The 12,660-nt window shown below is 66.7% G+C and carries 8 protein-coding genes; 3 read left to right on the plus strand and 5 right to left on the minus strand.

Features of this window, described 5'->3' with window-relative positions; all coding sequences use genetic code 11:
* Position 1 precedes the first annotated feature (1 nt).
* From narJ to A7U43_RS21005, 4 genes are read right to left on the minus strand one after another with little or no spacing between them, the layout of a single operon-like run.
* Complete coding sequence (narJ, locus tag A7U43_RS20990) at positions 2-658, minus strand: nitrate reductase molybdenum cofactor assembly chaperone (protein WP_067999065.1); 657 nt, start codon at positions 656-658, stop codon at positions 2-4.
* Entirely contained in the window at positions 655-2,301 is a 1,647-nt protein-coding gene (narH, locus tag A7U43_RS20995) for a nitrate reductase subunit beta (protein ID WP_067999067.1), read from the minus strand. Before narH ends, narJ begins: the two co-directional genes overlap by 4 nt.
* Positions 2,301-5,984, minus strand: coding sequence for a nitrate reductase subunit alpha (locus A7U43_RS21000; protein ID WP_067999069.1), 3,684 nt, complete (start codon positions 5,982-5,984; stop codon positions 2,301-2,303). Before A7U43_RS21000 ends, narH begins: the two co-directional genes overlap by 1 nt.
* Positions 5,981-7,108, minus strand: coding sequence for a nitrate/nitrite transporter (locus A7U43_RS21005; RefSeq protein WP_231963712.1), 1,128 nt, complete (start codon positions 7,106-7,108; stop codon positions 5,981-5,983). Before A7U43_RS21005 ends, A7U43_RS21000 begins: the two co-directional genes overlap by 4 nt.
* A 310-nt stretch (positions 7,109-7,418) precedes the next feature.
* On the opposite strand from A7U43_RS21005, the gene A7U43_RS21010 reads away from it, so the two are divergent.
* From A7U43_RS21010 to A7U43_RS29255, 3 genes are read left to right on the plus strand one after another with little or no spacing between them, the layout of a single operon-like run.
* Positions 7,419-8,948: an ATP-dependent DNA ligase gene (locus A7U43_RS21010; RefSeq protein WP_067999072.1), complete on the plus strand. Its 1,530-nt coding sequence runs from the start codon at positions 7,419-7,421 to the stop codon at positions 8,946-8,948.
* A 45-nt stretch (positions 8,949-8,993) separates the two neighbouring features.
* Entirely contained in the window at positions 8,994-11,282 is a 2,289-nt protein-coding gene (locus A7U43_RS21015) for a carbon starvation CstA family protein (protein ID WP_067999074.1), read from the plus strand.
* Positions 11,282-11,419 carry a CstA-like transporter-associated (seleno)protein gene (locus A7U43_RS29255; protein ID WP_231963365.1) on the plus strand — a complete coding sequence of 46 codons (138 nt, stop codon included), beginning with the start codon at positions 11,282-11,284 and terminating at the stop codon, positions 11,417-11,419. The genes A7U43_RS21015 and A7U43_RS29255 overlap by 1 nt, the downstream gene beginning before the upstream one ends.
* Here A7U43_RS29255 and A7U43_RS21020 read toward each other — a convergent pair.
* The gene (locus A7U43_RS21020) at positions 11,416-12,648 is read right to left on the minus strand and encodes a cytochrome P450 (RefSeq protein WP_068003311.1); all 1,233 of its coding nucleotides are present in this window, start codon (positions 12,646-12,648) and stop codon (positions 11,416-11,418) included. The genes A7U43_RS29255 and A7U43_RS21020 overlap by 4 nt on opposite strands.
* Between the last annotated feature and the right edge of the window lie 12 nt (positions 12,649-12,660).

The following is a 12,660-nucleotide window of genomic DNA, read 5'->3' on the forward strand; positions in this document are numbered from 1 at the left end:
CTCACAAACCCCCCGAAGTGCGCCGCGGCGGAACAGTCAGTTGAAACGGCTGCAGGCCAACAGATTCCACCGGCGCACCCGCGGTACGCAGCCGGCACACCTGTTCCTCACCGGCGGCCGGCAGCGTGGCGCACACCGCCGCGACAGCGTGCGCGTACGGGGAATCGGCCTCGGCGAGCGCCCGGCGAAGGACTTCGATGGGTACCCGATACTCGACCAGCAACTCGCGACCGGCCCGCGGATCCACCGTCGCGGCGAATTCCAGAACCACCGGCAGGTGATCGGGCGCCTCACCGGCAGGCGGCGTTGTGCCGGCAGCCCGATAAGCGTGCGCGAAGGCCAGCATCTGCATCCCACGGTTGCGGGTATCGCCTGCGGTCCAGTACGTGAGCAGCAGCGCCCGGCGCCGACTCAGGTCGAACGTCTCGACGTAGCGACGGGCCACGGTCATCGCATCCTGGTCGCGTAGCTCACCGAGCGTTCGGCCGACGAGCAGGCGTGGCTCCCCGTCCAGGTGCGCCAGCAACGACTGCACCGTGTCCAGCCGCACACCGTGACCTTCGTCGGGATAGGCCAGCAGCAACGAAACCGCCTGCCACACCACACGATCCTGCAGGGGTACCGATCCCCTTCGGGCACCCCTGTCTGCCGGCCTCATGACCGGCCTTGCGGAAAGATCCCGGGTGGCACTCCGCGGCCGTCCCAGTTGAGCAGGTTGATCCGCGACGGGTTGCCCGCATTGGCACCCATGCCTTCGGTGGTCTGCCGGTGCTGCAGAGCGTGGAAGGTCTCGACTGCCACCGGTATCGGCCCACCGCTGGCCTCACCGAACGGACCGGACTCGTACATTCCGGGGCCGCCGTCGAAGGACAGCGCGCAGCCGGGTTCCTCCGGTGACGGTCCTTCCGAGCTGTACGCGGTCGGAATGACATAACGTTCTTCGTATTTCGCCAACGCCAGCAATCGATACATCTCGTACATCTGCTCCTCGGTCATCCCCACCGCCGCCGGGATGTCGGGTCGGGTCTGCCTGCCGAGGTTGATATCGCGCATATAGGAGCGCATGGCGGCCAGCCGACGCAGCACACCGTCGATGACCGCGGTGTCGCCCGCGGTGAACAGCCCGGCGAGGTATTCGACGGGGATGCGCAGTGCCTCGATGGCGCCGAAGAGGTTGCCGGCGTCCTCCCCATCGTGTCCGTCTCGACTGACCGCGTCCACCACCGGTGACAGCGGGGGGATGTACCACACCATCGGCACCGTGCGGAACTCCGGATGCAGGGGCAGCGCAACGTGATACGTCTGGATCAGGTGATACACCGGTGATCGTTGCGCGGCCTCGATCCATTCATCGGAGATCCCCTCGGCGCGAGCGCCGGCGACCACGGCCGGGTCGGTGGGGTCGAGCAGAATGCCACGCTGCGCCTCGTAGAGGTCCTTGTCTTCGGGCACCGAGGCCACCTCGAGAACCCTGTCCACGTCGTAGAGCACCAGGCCCAGGTAGCGCAGCCGCCCCACGCAGGTCTCCGAACACACGGTCGGCAGTCCCACTTCGATGCGCGGATAGCACATCGTGCACTTTTCGGCCTTGCCGGTCTTGTGGTTGAAGTACACCTTCTTGTAGGGACACCCGGATACGCACATTCGCCAGCCCCGGCAGCGGTCCTGATCCACCAGCACGATGCCGTCCTCGGACCGCTTGTACATGGCTCCCGACGGGCACGAGGCCACACACGACGGATTCAGGCAGTGCTCACAGATCCGCGGTAGGTAGAACATGAATGTCTGCTCGAGCTCCAGGCGCACCTTCTCGCTGACCTGCTGCAGCACCGGGTCGCCGGGCACGATCTCCGGTGAACCGCCCAGATCGTCGTCCCAGGCCGCCGACCACGACACCTTCATCGGCTCCCCGCTGATCAGGCTGCGCGGCGGCGCCACCGGCATGTCATCCCCCAACGGGGCGGAGATGAGATTCTCGTAGTCATAGGTCCACGGCTCGTAGTAGTCGTCGATCGAGGGCATCTTGGGATTTGCAAAGATCCGCGCCAGCTTGGCGAACCGACCGCCGTCGCGCAGACGCAAGCGGCCACGCCGGTCCAGCCGCCACCCGCCACGCCACCGTTCCTGATCTTCGTAGGTTCGCGGATAGCCCTGTCCTGGCCGGGTTTCGACGTTGTTGAACCAGACGTATTCGGTCCCGGCCCGGTTGGTCCACGCCTGCTTGCAGGTGACCGAGCAGGTGTGGCACCCGATGCACTTGTCGAGGTTCATCACCATCGCCATCTGCGCCATGACCTTCATCAGTACTGCACCTCCTGGGACCGGCGCCGCACCACGGTCACTTCGTCCCGTTGGTTGCCGGTGGGGCCGAGATAGTTGAACGCGAAGGAATGCTGGGCGTAGCCACCGGCCAGGTGACTGGGTTTGATCAGCAGCCGGGTCAACGAATTGTGGATGCCCCCACGCGTTCCCGTCGTTTCGGTGAGCGGAACATCGATCGTCCGCTCCTGCGCGTGGTAGACGTACACCACCCCGTCGGGCATCCGGTGGCTGACGACGACACGGCACACCAATACACCGTTGCGGTTCACCGCCTCAACCCAGTCGTTGTCGCGCACCGAGATCGTGGCGGCGTCCGCGGGGCTCATCCACATGGTCGGCCCGCCCCGGGACAGCGACAGCATGAACAGATTGTCCTGATACTCGGAGTGGATCGACCATTTCGAGTGCGGGGTCAGGTAGCGAACGGTCAGGCCGATACCCTCCTCGCCGAGGCGTGGTTCGCCGAACAGTCGGGACATATCCAGCGGCGGACGGTAGATGGGCAGTTGTTCGCCCAGTTCCTCCAGCCAGTCGTGGTCGACGTAGAAGTGCATCCGCCCGGTGAGCGTGTGGAACGGTTTGAGCTCTTCGATGTTCACCGTGAACGGGGCGTAGCGCCGACCCCCGGTCTCGCTACCCGACCATTCCGGACTCGTGATCACCGGAACCGGCCGGGCCTGGGTGTCGGCGTAGGTGATTCGGCGTTCCTCGCTGCCGGCGGCCAGGTGCACCAGCGGGCGCCCCACCCGCCGTTCCAGGGCGCGGAAGCCTTCGACGGCCAGCCGACCATTTGAGGTCCCGGACAACGCGAGGATGACATCTGCCATCCGCTCCGCGGTCGTGACGGCCGGTCGACCTTGTGCGACACCGGAGTCCATCACACCGAACCGTCCGGCGAGCTCTGCCACTTCGTGGCCGGGGTGGGTCGTGACGCCCTTGGTGGTGACGCCGAGGGTTTCCACCAGCGGCCCCAGAGTGGCCCATTTCTGGGCGATCGACGGATAGTCCCGCTGCACGACCGTCACCGGTCCCATGCTTTTCCCGGGCACCGGCAGCTCGCCGGTGACCCGCCAGTCTCGTTCCGTGCCGGACGGATAGGACATCGCCGCCGGGGTGTCGTGCTGCAAGGTACCCAGCACCACATCGGTACGCACCCCGAGATGGGTGGCCGCGAGGGTACTAAAGGTGCGGGCTATCGCCCCGAATGCCTCGAAGTCCGATCGGGTCTCCCACGGCGGGTCGACCGCCGGACTGAACGCGTGCACATAGGGGTGCATGTCGGTGCTGGACAGGTCTGCCTTCTCGTACCAGGTGGCCGCCGGCAGCACCACGTCGGAGAGCAGGGTCGTGGATGTCATCCGGAAGTCAATGGACATCAACAGGTCCAGTTTTCCCTCCGGCATGTCTTCGGTCCAGGTGATGCCCTCAGGTCGCAGCTCCGCCTCGGCGGGCGTCGCCTGGACGTTGGAGGTTGTGCCGAGCAGGTGCCGCAAGAAGTACTCGTTGCCCTTGCTCGAGGAGCCCAGCAGGTTGGCCCGCCAGACGTTGAGCACCCGCGGCCAGTTCGCCGGATTGTCCGGGTCGGTGACGGCCAACCTGAGATGCCCGTCGGCCAGTTGGCGGGCCACGTAGTCCGCGATCTGCGAGCTGTCGTGGCCGGCGGCCAACGCCTCGTCGGCGATATCGAGGCTGGAGCGGTCGAACTGCGGGAAGAACGGGCTCCAGCCCATCGCCGTCGCCGACGCCAGCACATCCATTGTGTGCTTACCGGCGAACCGGCCTCGACCCACCGGGCTGGCCAATGCGTCGGCGCGGTAGCCGTCGTAGCGCCACTGGTCGGTGTGCACGTACCAGTAGGAGGTGCCGGTCATCTGGCGCGGTGGCCGCGACCAGTCGGTGGCCATCGCCATGGTGGCCCACCCCGTCACCGGTCGGCATTTCTCCTGGCCCACGTAGTGGGCCCATCCGCCGCCGTTGCGTCCCATGGACCCGGTCAGCAGTAACAGCGTCAGCACCGCCCGGTAGGTGGCGTCCCCGTGGAACCACTGGCAGATCCCCGCGCCCATGATGATCATCGAGCGTCCGTTGGACTCCACGGCGTTGCGCGCGAACTCCCGGGCGACCCGGATGGCCTGGGATGCCGAGACCCCGGTGATCACCTCCTGCCAGGCAGGCGTGTAGGGCGTGGCGGCGTCCTGATAGCCGCTCGGCCAATCGCCGGGAAGGCCCGGGCGCGCCACCCCGTACTGGGCGAGCATCAAGTCGAAAACCGTACACACCAAGCGGTCTGCGATACGGCGCACCGGAACCCCACGCACCATGGTCGCGCCGTGACCGTCGACGGTGTCGAAGCGCGGCAACGTGATCTCGGCCGTCGGCCCGCCGTCGACGGCCACGGTGAGCGCCGGCATCAGGCTCTCCAGGTCCAGATTCCAGCTTCCGGCACCACTGTCCCCGAACCGGAAACCCAGCGACCCCTTGGGCACCGCCGCGCAGTCACCCGCGGTGTCCCACAGCACCGGTTTGAAGGCGGCATTCTCGACGTCCAGGCCCAGATCGGCGGCCGTCAGGTTCTTCGCAGGCACCAGCGCACCGTCGCGCTCCTCCAACGTGATCAGGAACGGAAGGTCGGTGAACGTGCGCACGTAGTCGGTGAAGAATGGAATCTGCTTGTCGACAAAGCATTCGGAAAGAATGACGTGACCCATGGCCATCGCGAGCGCCCCGTCGGTGCCCGCGGCGCAGGGCATCCACTCGTCGGCGAACTTGGTGTTGTCCGCGTAGTCCGGGCTGATCGTCACCACTTTCGTTCCGCGGTAACGGACTTCGGCCATCCAATGGGCGTCCGGCGTCCTGGTCACCGGCACGTTGGAGCCCCACATCAGCAGATACGCGGCGTCCCACCAGTCACCGGATTCGGGGACGTCGGTCTGATCGCCGAAGACCTGCGGCGAGGCCACCGGCAGGTCTGCATACCAGTCGTAGAACGAGGTCATCACCCCGCCCACCAGTTCGACAAACCGCGAGCCGGCCGCATGGCTGACCATCGACATCGCCGGGATCGGCGAGAACCCGGCGACTCGGTCCGGACCGTAGGTCTTGATCGTGTGCACATGCGCGGCGGCGATCATCTCGGTCGCCTCCGCCCAGCTCACCCTGACCAGTCCGCCCTTGCCACGGGCCTGCTGGTACCGCCGCCGACGGTCGGCATCGTTCTGGATATCGGCCCAGGCCAGCACCGGGTCGCCCAATCGGCCCCTGGCCTCGCGATACATCTCCACCAGCACGCCCCGCGCGTACGGGTATCGCACCCGGGTCGGTGAGTAGGTGTACCAGGAGAACGCCGCCCCGCGCGGGCAGCCCCGTGGCTCGTACTCGGGGCGGTCGGCGCCCACCGAGGGGTAATCGGTTTCCTGGGTCTCCCAGGTGATGATCCCGTCCTTGACATAGATCTTCCACGAACACGACCCCGTGCAGTTGACACCGTGCGTGGAGCGCACTACCTTGTCGTGGCTCCACCGGTCGCGGTAGAACACGTCACCGTCCCGACCACCGCGATGGCTGACGGTGCGCGCATCCGGGGAGATCGTTCCGGGAGTGAAGAAACGGCCGCTGCGCGCCAACAGTTCCTCGGCAGCTCCACCGATACGCGGCGTTCTCACACCGGGGCTCCCTTCGCCGCATCCGGTTCGCGGGTGTGCAGTCGCACCGCGGTAAAGACCAGCGCGATCACCGCGGTGGCCACCAACAACAACAGACCGATCGTGTAGTCGTTGCCCACCGGGTCATACGTCGCACCCATCACCAACGGTGGGAAGTAGCCGCCGAGACCACCTGCGGCAGAGACAATTCCGGTGACCGAACCGACGGACTTCGCCGGTGCACGACGTGCCACCCAGGCGAACACGCCACCGGTTCCGACGCCGAGGAAGAGCGCCAGGGCGATGAACGTGACCGCCGACCACAGATCCGGCGGTGGTTCGAAGGCCGCGACGGTGGCCATCAGCGCGGTTCCGGCGAGGGACACCAGCACCACGTATTTAGGCGGGATGCGGTCGGACAGCGCACCTCCGACCGGGCGCGCCAGCACCGCGGCCAGGGCGAACCCCGCCGTGCGGGCTCCCGCGTCCACCGCGGAGAACCCGTACACCGTTTTGATGAGCGTGGGCAGATAGTTGCTGAAGGCCACGAAACCGCCGAACACCACCGCGTACAGGAACGACATCTCCCAGGTCACCGGGAGTTTGGCCGCCGCCTTGAGTTTCGGCACCACCGGGTCGGTGTTGGGGTGGAATGCCGGGGCATCGCGCATCGTCGCCACGCACAACACCGCGGTCAGCGCGAGCGCGACCGCCACGATGACGTGGGTGCCCATCAGTCCGAACCAGTTGACGAACCTCGGTGTGAAGAAGGCCGAGAGCGCCGTGCCGACCATGCCCATGCCGAACACCCCGGTGGCAAAGCCACGACGCGCCGGTTCGTGCCAGCTGTTGACGAACGGAATCCCGACGGCGAATACCGTGCCGGCGATGCCGAGGAAGAATCCCGACACGAGCAACAACGGATAAGAGCCCGCCGTAGCCGCCGCCCCGACGGCAAGGACGGGTGGGATGGACGCCAGCGACACCGCGATGAACATCACGCGTCCGCCCCATCTGTCGGTCAGCGAACCGATGACGATTCGGCCGAGCGATCCGACGAGGATGGGAGTGGCCACCAGCATCGACGCCTGGGTGCTGGACAGGCGGATATCGCCGGCATACGTGGTCGAGAGCGGACCGATCATGTTCCAGGCCCAGAAGTTGATCGCTGAGACCCATGTCGCAAGCACGAGGTTCTTCGTTCGAGCTGAGCCGGTGGTCGGCTCGATCGCCGCGTTCACACCTCACATCGAACCACCGAACCGACACCGCAGCACGCGTTTGGGCAATCTCGCCGGAGCCCACCGATTCGGCAAATAGACCCATCGTCGCCAGCAGGTGATTCACCAGGACATGCACCGCCGAATGCGGTTCCTGTGCTGGAGGCAGCGAAACAAAACCACAGGTGAACAGTGTCTGTCGGGGAATGTCGGAGCCGGGTGGCAGGCTGGACGCGTGCTGCTCGCCGAGATCGCGGCCACCTCCACCGAGGTGGGTTCGCTGTCGTCACGCCTGGCCAAGGTCGCCCGGGTCGCGACGACACTGTCCGCGGCCGGTACGCCCGCGGAGCTCCCGGTGATCGTCGCGTGGCTGTCCGGGGAGCTCCCGCAGCGCCAGATCGGCGTGGGTTGGGCGGCGCTGCGCACCCTGCCGGAACCGGCCGGCACCGCGACGCTCACCGTGTCCGGTGTCGATGCCACCTTCACCGAGATCAAGTCGATGGCCGGTCCCGGATCGCAGGCTCGGCGCGCCGAGTGTCTCGCCGCCCTGTTCGGTGCCGCCACCACCGACGAGCAGCGGTTCCTGCGCCGGTTGCTGTCCGGAGAGCTGCGCCAGGGTGCGCTGGCCGGCGTCATGGTCGACGCCGTCGCCAAGGCCGCCACCGTGCCGGTGGCCGCCGTGCGGCGGGCCGCGATGCTGGCCGGCGATCTGCCCGCGGTGGCCGCGGCGCTGCTGACCGACGGCGCTGGTGCGCTGGACGGGTTCACCCCGCAGGTCGGTCGACCCGTCGGGCCGATGCTGGCCCAGACCGCGACGTCGGTGACCGACGCGCTCGACAAGCTCGGCGGCACAGCGCTGTTGGAATCCAAGTTGGACGGCGCGCGGGTGCAGGTCCATCGCGCCGGTGACCGGGTGTCGGTCTACACCCGCAGTCTCGACGATGTCACCGCCCGTCTGCCCGAGGTCGTCGAGGCCGCGTTGGCCCTGCCGGTCACCGCCCTCATCGCCGACGCCGAGGCGATCGCACTGCGCCCGGATGGGCGGCCGCACCGCTTTCAGGTGACCGCGTCGCGATTCGGCTCCCGGTCCGGTGAGCGGAGCCGCGAGCCGCTCTCGGTGTTCTTCTTCGACCTGTTGCACCGGGACGGCACCGACCTGCTGGACCTGCCGATGACCGAACGGCTCGCCGCGCTGGACCAGCTGGCGCCCCCGCATCAGCGGATGCAACGCGTATTGACCGCCGATCCGGCTGTCGCGCAACGATTCCTGGCCGACACGCTGGAGGCCGGGCACGAAGGTGTGATGGCCAAGGACCCGGCCGCCGCCTACGCTGCGGGCCGGCGCGGCGCGGCCTGGCTGAAGGTGAAGCCGGTGCACACCCTGGATCTGGTGGTGCTGGCCGTCGAGTGGGGCTCGGGGCGGCGCACCGGCAAGCTGTCGAATATCCACCTCGGCGCCCGCGATCCCCGGTCCGGGGGTTTCGTCATGCTGGGCAAGACGTTCAAGGGCATGACCGACGAGATGCTGGACTGGCAGACCCGACGTTTCACCGACCTCGCGGTCGACGGCACCGCGGGCCATATCGTCGAGCTGCGGCCCGAGCAGGTCGTCGAGATCGCCTACGACGGTGTGCAGGGTTCGAGCCGCTATCCCGGCGGGATGGCGCTGCGGTTCGCCCGGGTGCTGCGCTACCGGGACGACAAGAGCGCCGCCGAGGCCGACACGGTCGATACCGTCCGTGAACACTACGAACGCAACGGATGACCGGAAAGTCCCAAAGCCGCGCGGGCACGATGCAAGGATCGACGCATGGGATCACAGACCGCTCCTGAGCGCACCGAGGAGACCCGCGGCGCCATCACCTTCGTCCGCAACGACAAGGATCTGCCGCCGGTGGCGATCATCGACCGGTCCCCGATCACCGGCAAGCACCGCATCATCTTCGGCGTGATCGCCGTGCTGGGCGCGTTCGCCTGGGCCGTCATCGCGTTCTTCCGCGGCGAGACCGTCAACGCGGTGTGGTTCGTCATCGCGGCCATCTGCACCTACGTCATCGGTTTCCGGTTCTACGCCCGGTTGATCGAGATGAAGATCGTCAAACCGCGCGATGAGGTCGCCACCCCCGCCGAGGTGTTCGAGAACGGCACCGACTACATGCCGACCGACCGCAGGGTGCTCTTCGGCCATCACTTCGCTGCCATCGCCGGCGCCGGGCCGCTGGTGGGCCCGGTACTCGCCATGCAGATGGGTTATTTGCCGGGCACCATCTGGATCATCATCGGTGCGCTCGTCGCCGGCTGTGTCCAGGACTATCTGGTGCTGTCGATATCGGTGCGCCGACGGGGTCGTTCACTGGGCCAGATGGCCAAGGACGAATTGGGGGTCGTCGGCGGCGCGGCGGCGATCATCGGGGTCTTGGTCATCATGGTGATCCTGCTCGCGGTGCTGGCGCTGGTGGTGGTGAACGCCCTGGCCGAAAGTCCCTGGGGCGTGTTCTCCATCGCGATGACGATCCCGATCGCCATCTTCATGGGCTTGTACCTGCGTTTCCTGCGCCCCGGCCGGGTGTCGGAGGTATCGCTGATCGGTGTCGCGTTGCTTCTGCTCGCGGTGGTCTCCGGCGGGTGGGTCGCCGACACGTCCTGGGGTGCAGACTGGTTCACCCTGTCCAAGGTGACGCTGTCATGGTGCATCATCATCTACGGCCTGGCCGCGTCGGTGCTGCCGGTGTGGCTGCTGCTCGCGCCGCGCGACTACCTGTCGACCTTCATGAAGGTCGGCACCATCGCGCTGTTGGCGGTCGGCATCCTGCTCGCCCGCCCGATCATGGAGGCCCCGGCCATCTCGTCGTTCGCCGCCAGCGGCACCGGCCCGGTGTTCGCCGGTTCGCTGTTTCCCTTCCTGTTCATCACGATCGCCTGCGGTGCGCTGTCGGGCTTTCACTCACTGATCTCCTCGGGCACCACCCCGAAGTTGTTGGAGAAGGAAAGCCAGATGCGGCTGATCGGCTACGGCGGCATGCTCACCGAGTCCTTCGTGGCGATCATGGCGCTGATCACCGCGGCCATTCTCAACCAGCACCTGTACTTCGTGATGAACGCACCGGCTGCCGCCACCGGGACCTCCGCGCAGACCGCGGCCGATTATGTCAACGGGCTCGGCCTGTCCGGCCCGCCCATCACCGGCGGCGAGATCGAGGCCGCCGCGCAGAGCGTCGGCGAGGAATCGATCGTGTCCCGCACCGGCGGTGCCCCGACGTTGGCGTTCGGCATGTCCGAGGTGCTCCATCAGGTCTTCGGCGGCCAGAGCCTGAAGGCATTCTGGTATCACTTCGCGATCATGTTCGAGGCGTTGTTCATCCTCACCACCGTCGACGCCGGTACCCGGGTGGCCCGCTTCATGCTCTCCGATGCGCTCGGCAATCTGGGCGGGCCGCTGAAGAAGCTGCAGAACCCGAGCTGGCGGGTGGGGGCCTGGATCTGCAGCGTCGTCGTGGTGCTCGCCTGGGGCAGCATCCTGCTGATGGGTGTCACCGATCCGCTCGGCGGTATCAACACCCTCTTCCCGCTGTTCGGCATCGCCAACCAGTTGCTGGCGGCCATCGCGCTGACGGTGGTCACCGTCGTGGTGATCAAACGCGGACTACTGAAATGGGCCTGGATTCCCGGGGTTCCGCTGGCTTGGGATCTGGTGGTGACCATGACGGCGTCGTGGCAGAAGATCTTCTCCGGCGACCCCAAGGTCGGTTACTGGACGCAGCACTTCCAGTACCGCGATGCCAAGGAGGCGGGCAAGGCGACCTTCGGCGCCGCGAAGAACCCCGATCAGATCGACGCCGTCATCCGCAACACCTTCATCCAGGGGTCACTGTCGGTCATCTTCGCGGTTCTGGTGGTGGTCGTCGTCGCGGCCGGAGTGATCATGGCGCTCAAGGCGATACGCGGTTCGGGCCGGCCACTGGCCGAGGACGATCCGGTGCCGTCACGCATCTTCGCACCGTCCGGACTGATTTCCACCGCTGCCGAGAAGGAGGTGCAGAAACAATGGGACGCGCTGCCGACATCATCGGCCAGATCGGTTGGTACTGGTCATCATTGATGGGTGACAACCATTATCGTCGCTACGTCGAGCACCTCGCCCGGCGACACCCGGGTGAGCCGGTGCCCACCGAACGTGAGTACTGGCGGATGCGCCATGCCGCGATCGAGACCAACCCGCAGTCGCGCTGCTGCTAGCTGAGCCGGTACCGGATCGGCAGGTGTTTGAGCCCGCCGACGAAGGTGGTCGCCATGTGCGCCGGTTCGCCGGCCAGCTCGGCGGACTCCAGCCGCGGCAGCAGCGCGGAGAAGAAGCTGTTGACCTCGAGGCGGGCCAGCGCGGCACCTAGACAGAAGTGCACCCCGTACCCGAAGGAGATGTGCTTGTTGGGGTCCCGGCCGATATCGAACCGGAACGGCTCATCGAACACGTCCTCGTCGCGATTGCCGGACACATAGGACAGCAGCACCGATTCGCCCGCCTTGATCCGGGTGCCGCGCAGGTCGTAGTCGCGCTGCGCGGTCCGCATGAACTCCTTGACCGGCGTGGTCCAGCGGATCATCTCCTCGACCGCCAGCGGCATCAGGCTCATATCGCTGCGCAACCGGGCCAGCTGATCGGGGTGTTGCAGCAGTGCCGCCATTCCCCCGGAGATGCTCGCGCTGGACGTGTCATGCCCGGCCGCAGCCAGAATCGCGTAGTACGAGACGGTTTCGATGTCGTCGAGCGGCTTGCCGTTGATGGTCGCGTTGGCGATGGTGGAGGCCAGATCATCGGTTGGGTTGGCCCGGCGTGACGCGGTCAGCTCGGTGAAGTACTGGAACATCTCCAGCAGCGCACCCATGCTCTCCTCCATGGTGCCGCGCTGCAGTTCCTCGTCGTCACTGCCGAACAGTTCCTGTGTCCAGCGCAGCATGGAGGCGAAATCCGACTCCGGCACACCCAGCAGCGTCATGATCATGTACAGCGGGTAGTTGACCGCCACCTGCTGGACGAAGTCACATTCCGGGCCTTCGGCCGCCATCTTGTCGATGAATTGCACCGCCAGTTCATCGGCCCGGTCCTTGAGTGCGCGCATGGCCTTGGGCCGGAACCAGTTTGCCCCGATCGCCCGGAAATCCCGATGCTGCGGATCGTCCATGTGGATCAGCGTCTTGATGCCGACCGCGGCTTGCTGCTCGTCACCCTGCTTGGTGACCAGGACCGGCCGCGGCGAATTGGTGAAGATGTCGTTGGCGCGCTCGATCTCCATGATGTCGGCGTGTTTGGTGATGGCCCAGAACGGGGCGTAGTCCGGCACCTCCACCCAGGACACCGGCGCGTTGGCACGCAGGTGGGTCAGCGCGGCATGCAGCCCGGCCTCATCGGTGTAGGCCTTCGGGTCCGCCAAGACCTTTGCGGCGTCGTCCATCGTCGGTGTGCTCACCGGCGGCTCCTC

It is taken from the genome of Mycobacterium adipatum, from assembly GCF_001644575.1.
Lineage (GTDB): Bacteria > Actinomycetota > Actinomycetes > Mycobacteriales > Mycobacteriaceae > Mycobacterium > Mycobacterium adipatum.